Below are 21047 nucleotides of genomic sequence, written 5' to 3'. Positions count from 1 at the left end.
GCATGAGCAGCCCCGCCGGAACCCCCATCAGCGCCGACGACCGCGCCCGCCTGGACCCCGTGTTCATGCAGGTCATCCTGGACACCCAGGCGCAGGTGCAGCAGACCCAGCCCGCCCAGACCAGCCCGCTGGCCGCCATGTTTCACCGGGAAACCGTGACCGAGGCCCTCCAGGGCTGCGCCATGCTGATCGCCGGCTGGAACCAGGGCCGTGTGGACGACGCCGGCCTGACCCGCGCCGCCAAGGCCCTGCGCGCCCTGCAACTGAGCGAACTGGCCGACCGCCTGGGCAACCTGCGCAACATCGCCGGCACCGAACACTGACCCACCCCCGCCGCGCCCCCCACCGCGCCGCGCAGGACTGGACAGGTTTCTGACACTGCCCTAGACCGCCGCGCCGCCCCCCCGCGTGCAGGGGACCTACACTGCCCTCATGACCAGTCGCGGCGCCTTCTTTTATTGGTTCGGTTCACACCGGGCCTAGGTGCGCTGTACCCCCGCCGCCCGGTGAGCCCCCAGAGGCCACCGGGTCTTTTCATTCCCCACCTTCATTCCCTGCCTGCCCCCGAGGAACCCCCATGACGCACCCGGACCCCATCATCGAAGCAGGCCGCACCGAGAACCTCAACGTGAGCGGCTTCACGCCCCTGATCACCCCCCGCGCCCTGAAAGCCTTGCACCCCCTGACCCCGCAGGCCGAGGCGACCGTGCTGGCCGGACGGCAGGCCGCGCAGGACATCCTGCACGGCCGCGACGACCGCCTGCTGGTCGTGGTCGGGCCGTGCAGCGTTCATGACCACGATCAGGCCGTCGAGTACGCCCACCGCCTCGCGGCGCTGCGTGAGCGCGTGGGGGACCGCCTGGAAGTCCACATGCGCGTGTACGTGGATAAACCCCGCACCACCGTCGGCTGGCGCGGCTACCTCCTCGACCCCGACATGGACGGCAGCAACAACATCAACCGGGGCCTCGAACTGACCCGCAAACTCATGATCGCCGTCAGTGAACTCGGCCTGCCGGTCGCTACCGAACTGCTGGACCCCTTCGCGCCGCAGTACCTGTTCGACGCGGTCGCCTGGGCCTGCCTGGGCGCCCGCACCACCGAATCGCAGACGCACCGCGTCATGAGCAGCGCCGTGTCCGCCCCCATGGGCTTCAAGAACGGCACGGGCGGCGGCATCAAACTCGCCGTGGACGCCATCGTGGCCGCCAGCGCCCCGCACGCCTTCTTCACCGTCGACGACGACGGGCAGGCCTGCATCGTCCACACGCGCGGCAACCCCGACGGGCACGTGATCCTGCGCGGCGGACGCGGCGGCCCCAACTACGCCCCGCAGTTCGTGAAGGAAGCGGGTGACCTGATGCGCGCCGCCGGGCTGACCCCGGCCGTCATGGTGGACTGCTCGCACGCCAACAGCGGCAGCGACCACACCCGCCAGGGCCTCGTGTGGCGCGACGTGCTGCACCAGCGCGCCGCCGGCCAGAGCGCCGTGCGGGGCCTGATGATCGAGAGTAACCTCCGCGCCGGCAAGCAGGGCATCCCCGCCGACCGCCGCGCCCTGATTCCCGGCCTGAGCGTCACGGACGCCTGCGTCGGCTGGGACGAGACCGAGGCGCTGCTACTCGAAGCACACGCCGCGCTGGGCCGCGAAGTCGTCGCGGGCTGACCCCACACGCAAACCCCCACCCTGGACGCCTGCCAGGGTGGGGGAGAGGTCCCGTTCAGGTCAGGGGTTCTGCACGAGTCGGAAGTCCCGGAAGCTCAGGCCGTAGCTGCTGCCGGGCGTGCCGACCGCGCCGAGAATCTGGAGTTGCGCGGCGGGGTTCGTGGCGGCCGCTGTGAAGGTGTACGTGAAGGTCTGCTCGGTGGCGCTCAGGGCGGCCGTCTTGTCGAGGTAGCGGGCGTAGCTGCCGCCGTTCTCACCGACCACCACGGCGACCTCGCGGGCGTCGGTGGCCCTGCCCTTGAAGGTCAGGGTGTAGGACTTCCCGGCGGTCAGGGGCACGTCGGTCTGGTTGAGTTGCACGTGCCAGTTGTTGGCGGGGTCCACGTCCTTGACGTTCAGGGTCACAGCGCCGCCGCTGACGCTGGTGTTCAGGCGTTCAGGGACGTTACTCCAGGTGCTCCAGTACGCGGTGCCGGGCACGCCCGTGATGCCGGGGTGGTTGGGGCTGTCCTGCGTGAACGCGGCGTTGTACAGCAGGTTCCCGTCGGCGGCGGGTGGACGCGCCCCGGCGGCGTTCCCGACGCGTTTGACCACCACGTTGTCGATCCAGACCGGGCCGGTGCCGGCGTTCCCGAGGTTGAATTCCAGGCGGGTGGCGGCGTCCGTGGTGGCTTTCATGTCGAAGGTGACGGTCTTGCGTTCCTTCGCGGTGCCCAGTGGCAGGGTCTGCTCGCCGGAGTACGCGGCGTACCCACGGTCCTGCCCGCCGCCGACTTTCAGCATCATGGGCCGCGCGGTCTGCGCCCAGGCGTCGAAGGACACCTCGTACTTGCCGCCGCTTTCCAGGTTCAGGCCGTCCTGCCGGACCTGCACGGCGTAGTTCACGCTGCCGGGGTTGGTGATATCCACCTTCAGGGCCTTCCCGGCGGCCACGTCGTTACTCAGGGTGGCCTGCCCGTCACTGCGGAATAGCGTCCAGTACGCGCTCTGGGTCACGCCGTCCAGGCGGGTGGCGTCGGCGGTGACGCGCGGGTCGTTGTCGGCCCAGTCGAAGGACTCGTTGAACACGAGGTTCCCGTCCGGCTGGGAGGGCCGGGCCACGGCGGGCGTCCAGGGGTACTTCATGGCGGGGCGGGTGCCGGGGCTGGCGGTCTCGCCGGTCAGGCCGTACACCCGCACGTAATCCACGCGCATCTCGGCGGTGTCCGGGGTGCTGGCGTTCGGGTTGCCGTCGAAGTTGCCGCCCACCGCGAGGTTCAGCAGCAGATGGAAGGGCTTGTCGAACGGGGCGGGCCAGGCGTGCAGGTCGGCGTCGCTGGTGGGCGGCGTGCCCCTGGCGCTCCACCAGGCGGTCTTCTCGCTGGTCAGTTTGCCGTCGATGAACCACTGGATCTTGCCGGGCGTCCATTCCACGGCGTAGGTGTGCCACTGGTCCATGGTGCCGCCGTTCGGGAAGTTCACGGTGTTGCCGGAGTACACGTTGTTCGGCCACTGCCCGCCGTAGTGCAGGGTCTGCGCGAGTTCCGTGGGTTTGCTGCCCCAGCCCTCGGCGATGTCGATCTCGCCGCTGGCGGCCCACACGCCGTAGGGGTTGGGTTCTTCCGGCAGCAGCCAGATGGCGGGCCACAGGCCCTTGCCGGTGGGAAATTTCGCGCGGATCTCGAATTTGCCGTAGGCGCGGCTGAACTTCCCGGCGGTGCGCACGCGCGCGGACGTCCAGTCGAAGGAGGCGGGCTGCCCGTTCGCGGTTCCCTGGTACGCGCCCCGGCGGGCCGTGATGACCAGTTCGCCGTTCTCGACGCGCAGGTTCTCGGGGCGGTCGGTGTAGTACTCCAGTTCGTTGTTGCCCCACCCGCTGACGTACTCGCTGCCGGACATGAACCCGTTTCCGATCTGCGGGGTCCAGTTGGCGCTGCTGAGGCTGGTGCCATTGAATTCGTCCTGCCAGACGGCCTGCGGTTCGGTGGCGCCGGACCGCGTGCAGCCGGACAGCAGCGAGGCGGTCAGTGCCAGCATGAACAGGCGGGCGGCGTGGGTGGCCGGGCGGGTGGGGCCTTTCAGTGAGCTGTTCATGCTGACTCCTGGGGTGCAAGAGGACCTGCTGCCACCGGACCCGCGCAGACGGGGCCGTGTGGGACGGCAGAACGGGGCGGCCCGGAAACGGGAGAGGCCGGTGGGCGTGGGTAGGAGCGCGGCTCCTGCTGGGCTGTCTGTACGGCCTGAGCCTAAGCAATTCTGAAAACGCTGTCAAGGCTTCCGGGGTAAGCGTGAAGGTCGGCGTACGCCGGGGCTGTTCGGGCATCAGACCTCCGCTCTGGGCCCAGAAAGGATGATCTGCCCCTTCCAGACGGCCGGAATGCAGATCAGTCTGATGGCCCGGGTGTGCCGGGGTACTGGGCTCTTGCCTGCCGTTCGCCGGACCCTCATGTCGTGCAGCCGGCCAGGATGCCTATAGTTCTGAAAGCGCTTTCAAAACTGGAGGACACCCCTCTTCACTCACCATGAAGGCCACCCCGGAGGGATCGCACACTCTGCCCCCACCCCAGCAGGCACACTCGGAAGCATGAGCCCCACCACTGCCAAGCGCCCCGGCGGAGGCCGCAAGCCCAGCGAACGCCCCAGCAAACCCTGCGCCCACTGCGGCCTGCCCTTCACGTGGCGCAAGAAATGGGAACGCGACTGGGACAACGTCCTGTACTGCTCGGACCGCTGTCGCGCCGCCGCCAAACGGGACCGCCCGTGACAGCCACCCCGAACGCGGGCGGCCCTGCCTACGGTCTCGTATGCCTGACCAGCGGCCCTGAGGTGCGCTTCCGGACCATCACCCTCACCCGCTACCGTGCCCTGACCCCCGCCGCGCGCGAGGGCACGCTGCTGGACCTGTACGCCGACAACATCGCCTGCCTGCGCGCCGCCGCCACCTTCTGTCAGGCGCGCGGCATCCGGCTGTACCGCCTGAGTTCCAGTCTGTTCCCCATGCTGGACCTCGCCGGAGACGACACGGGCGCGGCCGTCCTGACCCACCTCGCCCCGCAACTGACCCGCGCCGGACAGGCCTTCACGGACGCCGGTATCCGCGTGCTGATGCACCCCGAGCAGTTCATCGTCCTGAACAGCGACCGCCCCGAAGTCCGCGAGAACAGCCTGCGGGCCATCACCACCCACGCCCACGTCATGGACAGCCTGGGCCTGAGCCGCACCCCCTGGAACCTGCTGCTGCTGCACGGCGGCAAGGGCGGCCGCGCCGCCGAACTGCGCGACCTGATCCCCGACCTCCCAGACGCGGTTCGCCTGCGCCTGGGCCTGGAGAACGACGAACGCGCCTACAGCCCCCGCGACCTGCTGCCCGTCTGCGAGGCCACCGGCATCCCTCTGGTGTTCGACGCGCACCACCACGTCATCCACGACCGTCTGCCCGACCAGGAACACCCCAGCGTCCGCGAGTGGGTCCTGAGTGCCCGCCGCACCTGGACCCCCCCTGACTGGCAGGTCGTGCACCTCAGCAACGGCATCGACGGCCCCCAGGACCGCCGCCACAGTCACCTGATCACCCACCTGCCCAGTGCCTACCACGACGTTCCCTGGATCGAGGTCGAGGCCAAGGGCAAGGAGGAAGCCCTGGCGGCCCTGACTGCCCCCACCTGAACGCCACGCACACCTCACACCCCACAGAAGCTCCGCCCCGCACGCGCTACGCTGCGGGGCGTGAATGTTGTCGTGTTCGACCTTGAAACCACGGGCCTCTCACCGGAACGGGACGGCATCGTGGAAATCGGCGCGGTGCGGATCGTGGACGGTCAGGTGCAGGAACACCTGAAGTACGAGACGCTGGTGCGCCCCACCACCCCGGACGGCCAGACCCTGCTGATCCCCTGGCGGGCCGAGCAGGTGCACGGCATCAGCAACGCCATGGTCCGCGCCGCCCCGACCATCGCGGAAGTCCTGCCGGAATTCATCGAGTACGTGAATGGCTGGCCGGTCGTGGCGCACAACATCGGCTTCGACGGCGGCTTCATGCGCGCCAACGCCCAGCGGCAAGGCCTGACGTGGGCGCCGGCCAGCGAGCACTGCACCGTGCAACTCTCGCGCCGCGCCTTCCCGAAAGAGCGCGCGCACAACCTGACGGTCCTGGCCGACCGCCTGGGTCTGAACTTCGCGCCCGGCGGCCGCCACCGCTCGTTCGGGGACGTGCAGGTGACCGCGCAGGCCTACCTGCGCCTGATGGAACTGATCAACGTGCGGGTATGAAGGGGGAGTAGGCAGTCGGGAGTGGGAAGCGGGCAGTGCACCGAAGTCCATTCCCACTCCTCACTTACTTCTTCGCGGCGGCGGCCGTGCCGGGGCGCGGTACCAGCACCAGCGCGTTGGGCACGGTGCGGCTCCAGACGGTGTTCAGGTACCCGCCCAGGTCGGCGTACCCGCCCGTGACGTAGGCGGTGGCGCTGCTGCCGCTGTCGAGCCGCACGGCGTCCCGCACGCCCGCCCCAGCCAGCGCGGCCGCGAAGGTCTCGGGACTGCCGTACTCCAGGAACGCGATGGTGGGTCGGCCGCCCAGCGTGCCGAACGCCACCTGCCGGGTGGGCCGCCAGATGCTGGCGTTCGTGTTGAACCCCTCGCGGGCCGGGTCCAGCACGACCTTCCCGCCCTGCACCAGCAGCGGCCCGGCACTCAGGGCGTCGACCGCGCCGGCCCAGGGGGCGTCGGTGGCGCGCCAGTCGAGGGCTACGTTCAGGGCCGCCCCGGCCGCGCGGGGCAGCTGCGGGAAGCGGGCGTGGTCGAACGTCAGGGCCAGCGTGCCGGCGGGCGGAACGACAGTCCCCGTGAAGGCCCGCAGGACGCTACCCGCGCCGGGCGTGACGTACAGGGTGGTCAGGTTGTCCGCGCCGACACCGCTGCGGCCGTCCCCGACGAACGCGGTCAGCAGGTCCGGGGCGGGCCGGGCGCGCACGCTGTTCACGGTGACGCTGTACGGCGCGCCGAGGGCGTCCGCGCCGCTCAGAACGTAGCGGGGGCGGGGGTAACCGAACAGCGTGTCGCCCTGGGCGGTGATGCCCAGCGTGGCGCGTTTCTCCAGGCTGCCGGCCGTCATCAGGCCGTTCGTGGCGACGAGGTCCACCGGCAACTGCGAGGCCGGGTCGAAGTACCCGCCGTTCACGCCCGCCACTCCCCCCGCGCTGCGCACGAGGTCGGCCACGCCGCTGGCCCGCCCGGCCGGGGCACTCACCACCCGCGTCTGGTACAGCGCCGGGTCGAAGCTCAGCAGGTGCAGTTTGCCCTGCTGGCGGTACGTGACCCCGGCGGGCAGCGTGTCCGGGTTCACGGGCGGCGGCACGCTGGTATCGGTGTACGTGGTCGTGTCGATCACCACGCGCGCCGGGCTGTCCAGCGTGAAGATCTCGCTGCGGCCGCCGCCGGTGCCCAGGAACAGGGCGCTGCCGGTGCCCGTGAGTTCCAGTTGCAGGGCGTCCCCGGATTCCAGGGTCTGCTGCACGGGCGAGCCGCTCACGCCGGGCAGCGTGACGCGCAGGCCGTTCGCTTCACGAGTCACGCTGTACGCGATCACGCGCGGGTCCGGCACGTTGAATTCCAGCACCACGCGCTGCACCTCCACGCTGCGGTGCATGCTGCGGCTCACCCGGACGGTATTCAGGTTCGCGGTCAGCAGGAAAGGCGGTGTGGGCAGGGCAGACAGAGCTGGAGCCGACTGGGCCGGAGCGGATTGGGCCGGGGCACGCGGGCTGACCGGAACGGGCGTCCCGGGAGCCGTGACCGGCGCGGCGCTGGACGGGGCCGGGCTGGGAGGCAGGGTCCCACTGGGCACGCGGGCCGGAGCCGCGAAGTCCAGCAGGTCCGGCGTGTCGGCCAGCACCGGCACACCCAGCGCCGACAGGGCCGCCAGCGGCACGAACAGACTGCCGCCGGCCAGTTCCGGCGCGGGCAGCCGCGCGCCCAGCGTGAACCCGGTGGCGCGCCACCCGCTGCGCGGCGAGAACTGCAGTTCCCGCCCTCCCAGTTGCAGCCGCAGGTCCTGCGGGTCGTTCCGGACCGCAACCCCCAGGCGCGGCAGGGTCCACACGGCCAGCGCCTCGCCGCTCACGAACTGACGCGAATCCAGGCCTGCGCTCTGCCGCAGCCCACCGATGGCCACGGGCCGCGCGGCCGCCACGCCCGACGCCAGCAGCGCCGACAGCAGCGCCGCTCTGCCCAGCCATCCCAGCCGCCGCCTGCCCGCCTGAACTTCCGTGCCTTCCTGCCGGTCCCTGCCCTGAACGCCCCTGATCCTCACGCGGGCGAGTGTAACGCCGCCGCCCCCGCCTGCGGGTGAGCAGCCCGTCAGGTTCACGGCCCGCCCACGCGGATTAATTCACGCCTGCCACCCGAACCGTCAGGCTCTTGTGTGAATAGCTTCATATACTGGCAGCTATATGATCGAACCTTCACTGGCGCTGTACGGAGACGCCTTCGAGCGTGTGGACCAGGTGATTCAGGACCTGCTGGAAACCACGGGCGTGCGCTACGGCCTGCTCGTCGACCGCAAGGGCTTCGTGCTCTCCCACAAAGAGGCGCTGTGGGCTCCGCGCCCGCCCGCGCTGGACAGCGTCGCCACGCTGGTCGCCAGTAACGCCGCCGCCACCGCCGCCCTGGCGAACATGCTGGGCGAACGGACGTTCAGCGAGCAGATTCACCAGGGTGAGAACGGCACCCTGTACGTCGAATCGGTCGGCGCGGACTCCCTGCTGACCCTGATCTTCGACGCCAGCGTCCCACTGGGCAAGGTCAAGGTGTACGCCAAGAAGAGCATCACGCAGATCGCCTCGATTCTCGAGGAACTCAAGGACATCCCCCCGGTGCAACTCGGCGAGGACTTCAGCCAGGGCGCCAGCGCGCTCCTCGACGATCTGCTCGGCTGAACCTGCTCCTGCCCCCGGCTGACCTGCCCGCTCCCCTCACCCTGACCCGGCGTCACAGGAGAACCCGTCCATGAGCACCATCAACTTCGCCGCGCGCGAAATCAACTGCAAGATCGTGTATTACGGCCCCGGCATGAGCGGCAAGACCACCAACCTCAAGCACGTGTTCAGTAAGGTGCCCGGCCACCTGCGCGGCGAGATGGTCTCCCTGGCCACCGAGGACGAACGCACCCTGTTCTTCGACTTCCTGCCGCTTGACCTGGGCACCGTGCAGGGCTTCAAGACCCGCTTTCACCTGTACACCGTACCCGGGCAGGTGTTCTACAACGCCAGTCGCAAACTGATCCTGCGCGGCGTGGACGGCATCGTGTTCGTCGCGGACAGCGCCCCCAACCGCCTGCGCGCCAACGCCGAGAGCATGCGCAACCTGCGCGAGAACCTCGCCGAGCACGGCATCGACGTGAAAGAAGTGCCGATCGTGCTGCAGATCAACAAACGCGACCTGCCCGACGCGCTCCCCACCACCATGATCCGCTCGGTGATCGACCCGCACGGCGAACTGCTGCTGTTCGAGGCGATGTCCGACAAGGGCGTGGGCGTGTTCGAAACCCTGAAAACCGTCAGCCGCCTCGTCCTGGAACGTCTCTCCCAGAACAAGTAATACGGACTCCGATGGAATGGTTTGCAAAAACCGTTCCATCCGAGCGGACGCGAGCAGGAGCAGAGAGGATTCCGGGCGTGGAGTTGGCAACCCGGTGCCCTGCCGGGTTGTGAACGAAACAGACGGAATCCGTATAACCCGATTCTGGCTGAGCAGGCCAGGGCCGGGCGGTAGCTGAGGATCGTGGGCAGCGAGGAGTTCCCTTCGCTGCCCACGACTCTTTTCTCTTCTCCCCGTCAGTCGGCGCTGAGGGGCAGGGCGTCCGGGCTTTCTTCCGGAAGGTGGCGGCGCACCTCGCGCATGGCGGAGTGGATGATGGCCATGGCGAGGCTCATGGTCAGCATGCTGGAAAAGCCGTAACTGACGAGCGGTAGCGGCACGCCCGTGACGGGGAAGACGCCGGCGGCGACGCAGAGGTTCACGAAGGCCTGCCCGACGATCATGAACATCGCGCCGATGGCGAGGATGCTGGCGCCGTGAATCTCGGGCGTCATGGGGCGCACGCGGCTGGCGAGGTGAGCGACTTCCAGGGCGGTGGCGACGATGAGCCAGTAAGCGAACAGCAGCATGGCCACGCCCAGCAGCCCGGAGGTGAAGCCGATGGACGCGACGATCATGTCGGTGTGCTCGCCGAAGTAGTTGAAGCGCAGGCCGTCGGGGCCCTGGCCCCACAGGCCGCCGAAGTTCAGGTCTCGGTGCGCCATGCCGATCTGGTCGAGGCCGATCTCGCGGATCTGCTCGGCGTCCTTGTGCGAGGTGAGGCGGGACATGATGTACGGGTGGCGTTCGAGGTACGTGCCGAGCAGTGGCAGGATCATCATGGTGATCGCCAGCAGCAGCCCGCTGATGTTGCTGATGCGCACGCCGGCGGCGTACATCAGGATGATGCCCAGCCCGAACATCAGGACGCTGGTGCCCAGGTCCGGCTGGACGAGCACCAGGATGGTGGTGAGCAGGATCATGCCGGTGGCGCTGATGAGCTTTTTCTGCACGCCGCGCCGCGCGAAGAACGACGCGAGCATCAGCACCAGTCCCAGTTTGCCCAGCTCGGACGGCTGGAAGCGGACCGGGCCGAACTCCAGCCAGCGGCGCGTGCCTTCACTCTCGGCCGTGCCGACCCCGATGAACGGCACGAGCAGCAGCAGAAACAGCGTGAACCCCCAGAACCACGGGCCGACCCGCAGGAACGCCCGGGGACGCAGCCGGGCCAGCATGAGCGTCAGCACGATGGCGATGAGGGCCTTGCCGCCGTGATCGAGGATCTTGTCCGGTTCAGCCGTCGCGATGCCCAGCAGGCCCAGGCTCATCAGGATGATCTGCGCGATGATCAGCTGAACGCTCACGCGCGGCCTCCGGCGCTGGCGTCGGCCAGGGCCCGCGCGGCGCGGCTGAAGCTCTCGCCGCGCGCCCGGTAATCCCGGAACTGATCGAAGCTCGTCCCGATCGGGGCCAGCAGCACCGTTCCCTGGCCGTTCAGGGCGTCCAGGCCGGCCTGCACGGCGCGGTCCATGCTCTCGTCGCCGGTGTCGCCCGGCACGACCCGGTAGGGGAGGCCCAATTCGCGGGCCAGGGCCTCGCCGTCCTCTCCGAACGCGATGACCTGCGCGACCCGCCCGGCGGCCGCCTCCCGCAGCGGCGCGAGGTCCGCGCCCTTGTCACGCCCGCCCACCAGCCACGCGACCGGAGGCGTGGCCCGTTCCAGCGCCGCCTGCACGGCCAGCGTGCGCGTGGCGATGGAGTCCTCGATGAACCGCACGCCGCCCACGCGGGCAACCGTCTCGAAGCGGCCCTTCACGGGCGCGGCCGTGCCGAGTGCCGCGCCCAGCGCCGCCGCGTCCACCGGGCGTCCCAGGTGGCGCAGCAGTGCCTCGGCCGCTAGGACGGCCGCCGCCGCGTTCGCCGGGTGAATGCCGTCCGGCAGTGCGTCGGCGTCCAGCACGGGCGTCCCGTCGGCCAGGGCCAGCTTTGCGGGCGTGAAGGGCTGAAGGTGGGCGCGCGTGGGCACGGTCAGGTCTGCCGGGACGATCAGCACGTCCCCGGCCTCCTGCGCCGCCGTGATGTTCAACTTGGCCGCGTGGTACGCCCCGACCGTGCCGTGCCGGTCGATGTGATCCACGCCCAGGTTCGTGATGACCGCCACCGGCAGCCGCACGCCCGGCACCCGCTCCAGCTGAAAGGAACTGAGTTCCACGACCGCCACCCCGGCGTCGTCCACCACGTCCAGCAGCGGCGGGTCGATGTTCCCGCCCTCGCGGGCGTTCAGGCCGCACGCGCGCAGCAGGTGCGCGATCAGGACCGTCGTGCTGCCCTTCCCGGCCGTGCCGGTCACGCCCACCATCGGCAACGCGGGCCGCAGCCGCGCCGCGAGCGCCACCTCACCGATCACCTCGGCTCCCGCCGCCCGCAGGGCCGTCAGGTCCGGGTGGTCGATGGGCACGCCCGGCGCGGCCACCACCGTCCGGTAAGGCCGCGTCACGTCCCCCTGCGCCCAGCCGAGTTCGTCCATCAGGGCGAGGTCCTCTGCCGCCGGGCGCGCGTCCAGCCACTCGCCGCGCACGCCCTCCCGCGCCAGGAACCGCGCCGCGCCGCGCCCACTTCGCCCCAACCCGTACACCAGCACCCCGTCAAGCTTCACGCCACCCACCATAGAACAGCGCCGCGCCCTTGTGTTCTGCGATTCCCGGAGAGGACAATCACAGGGACCCGACCCGCCCGGAGGTACTTCCCGATGCTGATCCGCCCCGCCCTGCTGTCTGCCCTGCTCCTGCCCGGCGCCGCGCTGGCCGGAGGGAATGCCCCACCGACCGGCACGCCCTGGACGCCCCCGCCCCTGAGCGCCCCGGTGCGGGAGGTCGCGGTGGCCGCCGCGCCGGACGGCACCGTGTTCCTCGCGGCCCTCAGCGACAGCGGGCAGTTCAGCAGTGGCCGGGGCACCTTCACGGCCCGCACGCTGCGCGCCTGGAAGGCCGCGCCCGGCCACCCCTGGACGCCGCTGCCCCGCCAGGACGGAGGCCAGCAGGGAGGCCCCGGCAGCCTGAACGACCGCCACCCCCGCCCCGCCGCGAACCTGAACCTCAGCGCCGACCGTCACGGCAGCGCCGTCCTGGCCTGGAACGAGAACTACGGCGACAACGACATCGTGCACCTGCGCGCCCTGCGGCCCGGCGGCTGGACGGACTGGCCCGAGCGCTACCTGGGCGACGACCTGCCCTACGCCGCCCGCACCCGCGCCGTCGCTGCCTGGAAGGGCGAGGCGGTCCTCGCCTGGGGTGAATTCCTGCGCAGCCCCGACGGCAGCCAGCTCACCGTGCGCCGCTGGAACGACGCGGCCCGCAGCTGGGTGCGCGGCCCCGTCTTCAACGACCGCCGCGCCTACTCCCGCGCGCCTGCCCTGACCCTCACGCGCGCCGGGCAACCCGTCGTGGCGTGGCTTCAGGGCGACGTGACCTCCAGCCGCGTCCTCGCCGCCCGCTGGGACGGGCAGGCGTGGCAGCCCATCGGCGGCCCCCTGAACCGCTACCAGCCCGGCTACGTCGCCTCCCCCCGCCTCGTGCTGGACGGGCAGGACCAGCCCACCGCCGCGTGGCTTGAAGACAACGGCGGCCAGGACACCCTGTACGCTGCCCGCTGGGACGGACACCGCTGGCAACCGCTGGGCGGCCCGGTCAGTGCCGCCTTCGCCTCGGCCCACACCCTGAGTACCGACCCCGCCGGGCACGCCGTCCTCGCCTGGGTGCAGGAACGCGGCGGCCTGGGGCAGGTGCATGCCGCCCGCTGGACCGGCAGGCACTGGCAGGCGCTGGGCGTGCAGAACCGCGACCCGCGCCGCGACGCCCGCAGCCCCAGCGTCACCACCGACAACGCCGGACGCACCACCCTCGCCTGGAGGGAAGACGTGTCCGGCGTCTATCAGATTCAGATACGGCAGATTCAGCTACGGCAGTTCTGAATCCTGTTCAGGCTGCCCAGCGCCTTACGCTCCGGCGGGCTCTGCTACTTCAGGCTCACGGACGGGGGGCGGCGTGACCGTCAGGCCCGCCTCGGTCTGCGCCCACTCCATGAAGGCATTCAGGCCCCGGCGGAACATCACCGGGCGTTTCTCGCGCTTGCCCAGCTTGCGGGGCTTGCCGGTCTTCTCGTTGATCTGCACGGGCAGTTCCGGCACCAGCGCCCAGTTCACGTTCATGGGCTGGAACCCCTTGGGGTTCGCGCTCGCCAGGTAACGGGTCAGGCCGCCCAGCATGCTCTCGGCGGGCGGCGTGAGGGGTTCGAGGCCCAGCGCGAGGCGCGCGGCGTTCGTCCCGGCCAGCCAGCCGGTCGCCGCCGACTCCAGATACCCTTCCGTGCCGGCCAGGACGCCCGCCACCAGCTTGGTCGGATCGGCCTTCAGTTGCAGCGTGGACTCCAGCACCTGCGGCGCGTTCAGGTACGTGTTGCGGTGCATCACGCCGTACCGGACGATCTCGGCGTTCCCCAGGCCCGGAATCAGGTTCACGACCGCCTTCTGATCCCCCCACTTCAGGCCCGTCTGGAAGCCCACCAGCGACCACATGCGGCCCTCGCGGTCCTCCTGACGCAGCTGAGCCACCGCGTACGGCCAGCGCCCGGTCTTCGGATCATCCAGCCCCTTGGGCGACATCGGCCCGAAGCGCGGCGTGTCGATCCCGCGCCGGGCGATCTCCTCGATGGGCATGCAGCCCTCGAAGAACTCCAGTTTCTCCCAGTCGTGCGGCGTGTGCGCGCGCGCCTGCTCCAGCGCCCCGAAGAACGCCAGGTACTCGTCCTTCGTGAACGGGCAGTTGATGTAATCCGCGCTCTGCTCGTACCGCCCCGCCCGCCACGCCACGTCCATATCGATGGAGTCGAACTCGATCACGGGCGCCGCCGCGTCATAGAAACTCAGGCGCTCACTGCCCGTCAAGCGCGCCATGTCCGCCGCCAGCGCATCCGACGTCAGCGGCCCCGACGCGATCACCGCGATGCCCTCCGGCACCTGCGTGACCTCCTCCCCGCGCACCTCGATCAGCGGATGCTCCCGCACCGCGCGCGTCACCCGCTCACTGAACTCGTCGCGCTCGACCGCCAGCGCGTTCCCAGCCGGCAGTTTGGAGGCGTCCGCCGCGCCCACAATCGCGCCCCCCACACTCCGCAGCTCGGCCTGAAGCAGGCCCTTACTCTGCAACTCACCCTCGCCGCCCAGCGAGTTGCTGCACACCAGCTCCGCAAAATTCCCGCTGCGGTGCGCCGGGGTCATCTTCACCGGCCGCATCTCGAACAGCCGCACCCGCACGCCCAGCCGCGCCGCCGCCAGGGCCGCCTCGGACCCCGCCAGTCCCGCACCAATCACCGTGATCATTCGCTCGCTCATCAAGACGGCAGTGTAGGGCAGACCTGTCTGCACGTTTGTGGGACGTCACGGTGCCGGATGGTTCGCGGCCAGCCTGTCAATCCTCGGCCTTCAGGCGGCGGCCCGACCTGACCAGATGCAGTTCCCACAGGGCACTCCCGAGCAACCCGAGCGCCGCGCCACCCAGCGGTACCGCGTACAGAAAGATCATGAATGAGGTCGATGCCGCCTCCTCTCCGTACAAATACATCCCCCAGAGCATCGCCACGCCTGCCAGTGGACTGAATGGCAGGACCACGGCACTCAGCACGCACAGCAGGACCGTGCGGAACCAGGACCGGAGCAGGACACCCCAGCCGAATTCCCTGCCCCCTGGCGACGCCACGTACAGGCCCCGGTAGCGGTACGACACCATCCGCGCCATCCTGGCATCACCTGGATCGGGGGCAGGACCGGTGGCCGGACGCGCGCGGTTGACTGGCAGGCCGAGGGCCAGGATCAGCGCCGCCAGCGTGAGCAGGCGAATCAGCGTCTCTACCATGCCAGCAGCACCATGCCGGCAGCCTACCCGCGCCGACCCGTTCCCGTGAACGCACCTGACGCAACGCGACCGACCGCTGCCCCTCCGGCAGCCTCAGCGTTCCGGCGTGCCGCCCAGCGCGGCCTTCACGCGCGACAGGCTCTCGTAGGCCAGAATCCGCACGGCCCACAGGCGGTCCAGGGGGAGGGGCAGGGTGGTGTCGAAGCGGGTTTCGGGTGCGGGCACGCTGATCACGCGCAGGTCGGGTGTGCGCATCAGGGCGGCGGCGCGGCGGCTGTGGCTGGGGCTGGTCACCAGCAGGACGGTCGTCCAGTCGCGCGTGCGGGCCAGTGCGTGCACGCGGGCAGCCTCGTCGCGGGTGGTGGTGACGTTGCTCAGGGTCAGGACTTCCGGGCCGTCCGTTCCGAGTTGCCGCGTGATGATCTGACGTTCCAGCGTGCTGATTTTCGGGCAGTCGCGCGGCCCGATCAGCCCGGACTGCTCGGAGACGGTCAGGGTGGGTGCGTAGTCCTGTCCCCACAGTTCCAGGCCGCGCGTCAGGCGGGCCAGACTGGCGGATTCCAGCGTCCGGGACTGGCATTGCAGGCCGCCGCCCAGCACCACGATCGCGTCGGCCCGGCCGGGCGGCTGGTCCAGGGTCAGGGCGGCCAGCGGTGCGCGCAGCGCGGGCGTCAGCAGGCACGCGGCCAGCGCCAGTGCCACGCTAGCGGCGGCGGCGTGCAGGGAGCGGCGGGATGGGCGGAAGGCTCCGGCCAGTGCGCCCAGGATCAGCAGGCCCCACAGCAGAGGCGTGGTCGTGCGCACCTCTCCCAGAAAGGCGGCCAGCACGCCCAGGGCCGCGCCCACGGCAGCGCCCCCCAGCGCGCCCCTGATCTGCTCGTTGCGGTCCGGTGCGGTCATCGGTGGGCAGTGTAGCGGCAACGGCCCGCAGGTGAGGGACAGGGACCCAGAGATGGGGGACACTTCCCCCTGACGCTCCGGGCGCGGGGGTGCCTATACTCGCGGGCATGTTGCGCCGTCTCGCCCTGCCCCTGCTGGTCGTTCTCGCTGCCGTGCTGGGCGGCCTGCTGCTGCTGCCGCGCCTGGGCGGCCCGGCCGAGAGCAGTACCGAGGTGCGGTTCGTGCGCGAGATGATCCAGCATCACGCGCAGGCCGTGGACATGGCCACCCGCGTCCGTGAGGCAAGCGGTGATCCGGAGGTGCGGGTGCTGGCGCTGGACATCATGCTCTCGCAGCAGGAGCAGATCGGGCAGATGCGCGGCTGGCTGACCCTCTGGAAGCGCCCCTGGGCGGGGGCCGGCATGAGCGCCGGGCACGCCCGCGCGATGGGCATGGCCACGCAGGCGCAGGTCGAGAACCTCAGCACCCTGAAGGGCCGCGCCGCCGACGTGAGTTTCCTGCAACTCATGACCCGCCACCACCAGGGCGCGCTGGGCATGGTCGGCCCGGCCCTGAACCCCGGCGTGCGCCCGGAAGTGCAGGCCCTGGCCCGCCAGATTCAGGCGACCCAGTCGGCCGAGGTGACCCTGATGACCCGCCTGCTGCGGGAGCGGGGCGCGCAGCCGCTCCCCACGCCTGCCAGCAGCCACGGCGACATGGACGGCATGCAGCACTGACACGGACTCGGATTGAATGGTTTACGGAGCCGTTCTATCTGCTGCGTTTCAATCTGGGCTTACCAGGTGTCCTCGTCCCAGGCGTCGGTCTTGGCGTCGCGGCGGGCCTTGCGGCGGGCGTCCTTGCCGCCCTTCTTTTTTGGTTGGGGTGGCAGGGCCAGTTCGTAGGTGCGGTCCGGCTGGCAGGGGGCCGGGTGTTCACCCAGTGACTCGCCGGGGTCGCTGCGGATGTTCCCGGCGACGTGCAGGTGCCGTTCGCCGCAGTACGGGCAGGTGTCCACGACCCAGAACATCACGCGGGTGCCGGGCATGTCGCGCAGGGTCACGAAGGCCTGCTGGGGGGTGCGTCGGTCCTTCTTCGCCATGCGGCGCAGAGTAGCGCCCGCCCAGGCCGGAGTCTGTGGCGGGCATGGCGTTCCGGTCAGGGCTGCCCGGCCTACACGTCCTCGTCGCCGTCTTTCATGTACGTGACGACGCTGCGGCTGTGCTTCAGGCCGGCGCGGGTGTACAGGGCGCGGGCGGGTTTCATGTGGTCGTGCGCGCGGACGCGCAGGGTGCGGATTTCCGGGTGGGTGTCGGCCTCGGCGGCAGCCAGGGCCAGCAGTTTCAGGCCCAGTCCCTGCCCGCGTTCGGCGGGATGCACGGCCACGTAGGTCACGTCGGCGCGGGCGTCTTCGGGGCAGAATTCCAGTTCCGCGAATCCCAGGGCCTGATCGCCGCGCAGCAGGGCCACGAGGCGCACGTCGTCCTGCGCGAAGTGCTCGTCGTACTGCTCGGGCGTCCAGTTCAGGCGTCCGGCCCAGGCGTCCTCGCTGCTGCGGTACAGCGCCCGGTACTCCGCGAACGGCAGGCGGCGTGAGATGCGCGTGCCCGCCGGAGCGCAGGCCTGCGCGGTCAGCAACGCCAGTGGCCCGCTGTAGAAGTCGGTGGTGTGCATGGCCGCGAATCCTGCCGTTTCCAGCGCGTCGCGCACGGGCGCGTTGTCGCGGGCGCTGAAGGCGTACACGGGCAGCCCGTCGGCGTGCTCCAGCGCGCGGCGCAGCAGGGCCGGGAGGTGCCCCCCGTCACTGACCGGCCCTTCCAGCACCAGTCCGTCCCGGAAGGGCGACAGGGCGCAGTAGGCGCGCACGCCCTCGTCGTCGGTGTCCACGAGGCAGGTGCTGTCCTCGCATTCCAGTTGCAGTTCGCGGGGGTCGCGGGCGTCCGGGGAGAACACCTCGCGTTCCGGGGCGTCGTCCATCCAGTTCAGGAGCGCGAGAACGTCCGGGACATCAGTGGGCAGCATGGGTCGGATCATGGGAACCTCCGGAAGTGGCGGCTGCGCTCTCATCCCGGCGGGCGGGACGGGGCGTGGGCAGCGGGGAAACGGCAGGACCAGGGCGACAGGGTTGACGGTACGCTGACCTTCAGCCTAGTCAGCGGCGAGCCTGTCTGTCTGCCGTGCGCTTCACCCCGCCCGCCGCCCCGCGCGTGCTATGCTCAGGGCATGCCCTGAACAGGGTACGCCGCCTGCCTCCCCACAGACACGAAGCCGTGTTTGAGGGGCGTTTTCCTTTTTGAAGGAGGCTCGGACGGCCTCTGGTCGGCAGGGAAGGCGGGGCGGCGCAGTTCACCGGAGGTGTTTCGCCGTGACCAGACAGTCCAGCAAACCGGGCGTCAACGTCCCCCCACGCGCCGCCCACAGCGTCCCGGCCAGTGACGTGCAGACCGGCACGGACCTGCTGGCCCTCCGCGCCCAGCTGGCCCGCGCCGAGAAGGCCGCCCGCCGCGCCCAGGCCGCCCCTCCCCCCAGGCCCGCCGCGCAGGCCCCCGTGAAACCCCAGCGGGAAGCGGACCTGGCCGGCATCAGCACCGACGACTTCAGCCTGGGCCGCGCGCACGCCCGCCTGCGCGACGCCGTGTACGACGGCCGTTACCACCTGTGCGACCACGCCATCGGGCACGCCCGCGCCGAGGGATTCCTGGAACATGACGTGATGAACGTCCTCCTGACCGGCCGGGTCCGGGCCGTGTACACCGAGGACCGCCGCTGGCTGGTCTGCGGGTACTTCGAGGCGTGCGGCGTGAAACTCCCGCTGCATGTGGTCGCCGAGCACGCCCGCGACGGGTTCGTGGACATCGTGACGGCGTTCGTGCCCAAGCAGCCGCATCACATCATCAGCCGCGCCCGGCTGGCCGTGATGCTCCGCTACGACGATCAGACCATCCGCGCCCGCACCGCGCACGCCGGGAACCGCGTCGGGCACCGCAGCAAGGGCCGCTGGAAGAAGAGCGCCTGACGGCACGCGAAGCGGGCACGCACGACCGGTAGGGGAGACAGCAGGGGGGGCCGGGACACACGTTATCCCGGCCCCCCTGCCTGTCAGCGGTCAGTGGCGGAAGTGGCGGCTGCCCGTGAACACCATGCTCAGGCCCAGTTCGTTGCACGCGGCAATCACTTCGGGATCGCGTTTGGCGCCGCCGGGTTGCAGGATGGCCGTCACGCCCACGCTCGCGGCCAGCCGCACCACGTCGTCGAAGGGGAAGAACGCCTCGCTGGTCAGCACGGCTCCCTGCGCGCGCTCGCCGGCGTTCGCCACAGCCCGCTCGGCCGCCCAGATGCGGCTGACCGCCCCGGCGCCCAGGCCGACCGTCACGCCGCCGCGCGCCAGGACCACGGCGTTGCTGCGGGCGTTCTTCACGACCGCCCACGCGAAGCGCAGGTCATGCCACTCCTGATCGGTGGGCTGCCGGGCCGTGACGACCTCCGGGCACAGGTCGTCCCAGGGGCGGGCGTCGCGTTCCTGCACGGCGAACCCGCCGGTCAGGGGGCGCACGTCCAGCACGCTGATTCCCTGCGGCGCGGCGGCCACCAGCACCCGCAGGTCCGGCTTCTTCTCCGCGAACCACGCGGCGGCCTCGGGCGTCACCTCGGGTGCGATCAGCACTTCCAGGAAGGTGCCGCGCGTCGCCTGCGCCGCCTCCAGCGTCACGGGCGCGCTGACGGCGACCACGCCGCCGAACACGCTGAGGGTGTCGGCGTCACGGGCGCGTTCCCAGGCGGTCTTCACGTCGTCCGCGACGGCCACGCCGCAGGGGTTGGCGTGCTTGACGGCCACGCACACGGCTACCGGGTCGCCCGCCTGCGCCTGCGTTTCCTGCGCCGCGAGTTCCTGGCACAGCGCCCACGCGGCGTCCGCGTCGGCGTAATTGTTGAAGCTCATGGGTTTGCCCGCCACGACCTGCGCGTCGATGACCGGCCCGACCGCGCCGCCCAGACGGTAGATCGCGCCCGGCTGGTGCGGGTTCTCGCCGTACCGCACCTCGGCGGCCCGGCTGAGGTTCAGGGTCAGCGTGCCGGGCAGCGCGGTGGGCAGTTCGTCGCTGCCGCCTTCCAGGTACGCGGTGATGGCCGCGTCGTACTCGCTGGTGTGCCGGTACGCCTTGGCGGCCAGCCGCTGCCGGTCGGCGGGGCTCACGTCGTCCTGAAGCGCCACCGCGTAGTCTGCGGGGTCCACGAGGACCAGCACGCCCGCGTGGTTCTTCGCCGCCGAGCGGATCATGGCCGGCCCGCCGATGTCGATGTTCTCGATGGCCTCGTCGAACGCCGCGCCGCGCGCCACCGTCTCCCGGAACGGGTACAGGTTCACGCACACCAGATCGATGGTGCCGATCCCGTGCGCGTCCAGCTGCCCCAGGTGACCGGGTTCACGCCGCGCCAGAATCCCGCCGTGCACCGCCGGGTGCAGCGTCTTCACGCGGCCGTCCAGCATTTCCGGGAAGCCCGTCACGTCACTCACCTGCCGCGCCGCGACGCCCGCCGCGACGATGCTGGCGTACGTGCCGCCGGTACTCAGGATCTCCCAGCCGCGCGCCTCGAGTTGCCGCGCGAACTCCACCACGCCCGTCTTGTCACTGACCGAGATCAGCGCCCGTTTCCTGGACTGCGCCCCGCCCTGCTGACTGCCCTGCCCTTTGCCCTGCTGCGTCATGTGCCTTCCTCCCAGAACCAGAAACGCGAACGGTTCCCACCGACAGGGAGCCGTTCGACCCAGGCGCGCGATCATCCACTTTCCCGGAGGCTCCCCCGTGGTCAGCCCACGTTCAGCGCCAGTCGCCCCCGCACTCGCCGCAGCATACCGGGTTCACCCGCTGCGGGGTTCGGCAGTCTCAGACAGGGCGCGGCGCAGCCGGTGAGAGAAGGCGCTACAGCAAGGCCGTGTGGGAGAGAGGCGGCGGCCCGGAGGGGAGGCCAGCCGCGCACCAGTCGAAAGTGCGTCCCGCGTCCGGCGCGGCCCGGATACACTGACACCTGAGCGGCGGTCC

At 70.6% G+C, this 21047-nt stretch carries 20 protein-coding genes and 1 riboswitch; of the genes, 10 read left to right on the top strand and 10 right to left on the bottom strand.

The window, feature by feature from the left end:
• The first annotated feature begins 2 nt into the window (after positions 1–2).
• Positions 3–323 carry a hypothetical protein gene (locus M8445_RS00855; protein ID WP_273989009.1) on the top strand — a complete coding sequence of 107 codons (321 nt, stop codon included), beginning with the start codon at positions 3–5 and terminating at the stop codon, positions 321–323.
• A 254-nt stretch (positions 324–577) separates the two neighbouring features.
• On the top strand, positions 578–1666 hold the full coding sequence (locus tag M8445_RS00850) for a 3-deoxy-7-phosphoheptulonate synthase (protein WP_273989008.1): 1089 nt from the start codon (positions 578–580) through the stop codon (positions 1664–1666).
• Positions 1667–1726: 60 nt separating this feature from the next.
• On the opposite strand, the gene M8445_RS00845 is transcribed toward M8445_RS00850, so the two are convergent.
• Entirely contained in the window at positions 1727–3739 is a 2013-nt protein-coding gene (locus tag M8445_RS00845; RefSeq protein ID WP_273989006.1) for a carbohydrate binding domain-containing protein, read from the bottom strand.
• 490 nt (positions 3740–4229) lie between these two features.
• Here M8445_RS00845 and M8445_RS18315 point away from each other — a divergent pair, with 490 nt between their 5' ends.
• Genes M8445_RS18315 through M8445_RS00835 form a run of 3 tightly spaced genes read left to right on the top strand, consistent with a single transcriptional unit; the run spans position 4230 to position 5914 of the window.
• Positions 4230–4409, top strand: a complete 180-nt coding sequence (locus M8445_RS18315) for a DUF2256 domain-containing protein (protein WP_345385058.1) — start codon at positions 4230–4232, stop codon at positions 4407–4409.
• Positions 4406–5311 (top strand): UV DNA damage repair endonuclease UvsE, encoded by a 906-nt coding sequence (uvsE, locus tag M8445_RS00840; protein ID WP_345385059.1) that lies wholly within the window; start codon positions 4406–4408, stop codon positions 5309–5311. Before M8445_RS18315 ends, uvsE begins: the two co-directional genes overlap by 4 nt.
• 60 nt (positions 5312–5371) lie before the next feature.
• Positions 5372–5914: a 3'-5' exonuclease gene (locus tag M8445_RS00835; RefSeq protein ID WP_273989004.1), complete on the top strand. Its 543-nt coding sequence runs from the start codon at positions 5372–5374 to the stop codon at positions 5912–5914.
• Between the two features lie 64 nt (positions 5915–5978).
• Here the strand turns inward: M8445_RS00835 and M8445_RS00830 are convergent, their stop codons facing one another.
• Positions 5979–7952: a phosphodiester glycosidase family protein gene (locus M8445_RS00830; RefSeq protein WP_420704097.1), complete on the bottom strand. Its 1974-nt coding sequence runs from the start codon at positions 7950–7952 to the stop codon at positions 5979–5981.
• Positions 7953–8091: 139 nt separating this feature from the next.
• On the opposite strand from M8445_RS00830, the gene mglB reads away from it, so the two are divergent.
• Positions 8092–8577 carry a GTPase-activating protein MglB gene (gene mglB / locus M8445_RS00825; RefSeq protein WP_273989003.1) on the top strand — a complete coding sequence of 162 codons (486 nt, stop codon included), beginning with the start codon at positions 8092–8094 and terminating at the stop codon, positions 8575–8577.
• 70 nt (positions 8578–8647) lie between these two features.
• Complete coding sequence (mglA, locus tag M8445_RS00820) at positions 8648–9238, top strand: GTPase MglA (RefSeq protein WP_273989002.1); 591 nt, start codon at positions 8648–8650, stop codon at positions 9236–9238.
• Between the two features lie 236 nt (positions 9239–9474).
• On the opposite strand, the gene M8445_RS00815 is transcribed toward mglA, so the two are convergent.
• Both M8445_RS00815 and murD read right to left on the bottom strand, forming a co-directional pair.
• Complete coding sequence (locus M8445_RS00815; RefSeq protein ID WP_273988999.1) at positions 9475–10581, bottom strand: FtsW/RodA/SpoVE family cell cycle protein; 1107 nt, start codon at positions 10579–10581, stop codon at positions 9475–9477.
• Positions 10578–11885, bottom strand: a complete 1308-nt coding sequence (murD, locus tag M8445_RS00810; RefSeq protein ID WP_380091240.1) for a UDP-N-acetylmuramoyl-L-alanine--D-glutamate ligase — start codon at positions 11883–11885, stop codon at positions 10578–10580. Before murD ends, M8445_RS00815 begins: the two co-directional genes overlap by 4 nt.
• A gap of 81 nt (positions 11886–11966) precedes the next feature.
• Here murD and M8445_RS00805 point away from each other — a divergent pair, with 81 nt between their 5' ends.
• Positions 11967–13187 carry a hypothetical protein gene (locus M8445_RS00805; RefSeq protein ID WP_273988995.1) on the top strand — a complete coding sequence of 407 codons (1221 nt, stop codon included), beginning with the start codon at positions 11967–11969 and terminating at the stop codon, positions 13185–13187.
• 24 nt (positions 13188–13211) lie between these two features.
• On the opposite strand, the gene trmFO is transcribed toward M8445_RS00805, so the two are convergent.
• The 3 genes from trmFO to M8445_RS00790 all read right to left on the bottom strand — a co-directional run bounded on the left by trmFO (position 13212) and on the right by M8445_RS00790 (position 16026).
• On the bottom strand, positions 13212–14606 hold the full coding sequence (trmFO, locus tag M8445_RS00800; protein WP_273988994.1) for a methylenetetrahydrofolate--tRNA-(uracil(54)-C(5))-methyltransferase (FADH(2)-oxidizing) TrmFO: 1395 nt from the start codon (positions 14604–14606) through the stop codon (positions 13212–13214).
• A 76-nt stretch (positions 14607–14682) separates the two neighbouring features.
• Positions 14683–15126: a hypothetical protein gene (locus tag M8445_RS00795; RefSeq protein ID WP_273988993.1), complete on the bottom strand. Its 444-nt coding sequence runs from the start codon at positions 15124–15126 to the stop codon at positions 14683–14685.
• Positions 15127–15219: 93 nt separating this feature from the next.
• Entirely contained in the window at positions 15220–16026 is an 807-nt protein-coding gene (locus M8445_RS00790; protein WP_273988992.1) for a YdcF family protein, read from the bottom strand.
• A gap of 107 nt (positions 16027–16133) precedes the next feature.
• Between M8445_RS00790 and M8445_RS00785 the strand changes: the two genes are divergently transcribed.
• Positions 16134–16742 (top strand): DUF305 domain-containing protein, encoded by a 609-nt coding sequence (locus M8445_RS00785; RefSeq protein ID WP_273988991.1) that lies wholly within the window; start codon positions 16134–16136, stop codon positions 16740–16742.
• A 59-nt stretch (positions 16743–16801) separates the two neighbouring features.
• On the opposite strand, the gene M8445_RS00780 is transcribed toward M8445_RS00785, so the two are convergent.
• Together M8445_RS00780 and M8445_RS00775 are read right to left on the bottom strand one after the other, a co-directional pair.
• The gene (locus M8445_RS00780; protein ID WP_273988990.1) at positions 16802–17107 is read right to left on the bottom strand and encodes a hypothetical protein; all 306 of its coding nucleotides are present in this window, start codon (positions 17105–17107) and stop codon (positions 16802–16804) included.
• A 71-nt stretch (positions 17108–17178) separates the two neighbouring features.
• On the bottom strand, positions 17179–18039 hold the full coding sequence (locus M8445_RS00775) for a GNAT family N-acetyltransferase (protein WP_273988989.1): 861 nt from the start codon (positions 18037–18039) through the stop codon (positions 17179–17181).
• A 331-nt stretch (positions 18040–18370) separates the two neighbouring features.
• On the opposite strand from M8445_RS00775, the gene M8445_RS00770 reads away from it, so the two are divergent.
• The gene (locus M8445_RS00770; RefSeq protein ID WP_414741780.1) at positions 18371–19021 is read left to right on the top strand and encodes a DUF4258 domain-containing protein; all 651 of its coding nucleotides are present in this window, start codon (positions 18371–18373) and stop codon (positions 19019–19021) included.
• A 90-nt stretch (positions 19022–19111) separates the two neighbouring features.
• Here M8445_RS00770 and purH read toward each other — a convergent pair whose 3' ends face one another.
• Positions 19112–20713 (bottom strand): bifunctional phosphoribosylaminoimidazolecarboxamide formyltransferase/IMP cyclohydrolase, encoded by a 1602-nt coding sequence (gene purH, locus M8445_RS00765; protein ID WP_273988988.1) that lies wholly within the window; start codon positions 20711–20713, stop codon positions 19112–19114.
• Positions 20714–20763: 50 nt separating this feature from the next.
• A riboswitch (ZMP/ZTP riboswitch) is annotated at positions 20764–20849 on the bottom strand.
• Positions 20850–21047: the final 198 nt, after the last annotated feature.

Source organism: Deinococcus aquaticus, from assembly GCF_028622095.1.
Classification (GTDB): Bacteria; Deinococcota; Deinococci; order Deinococcales; family Deinococcaceae; genus Deinococcus; species Deinococcus aquaticus.
The sequence above is the reverse complement of the archived record's forward strand: the minus strand, read 5'-3'. Positions and strand labels throughout refer to the sequence as shown.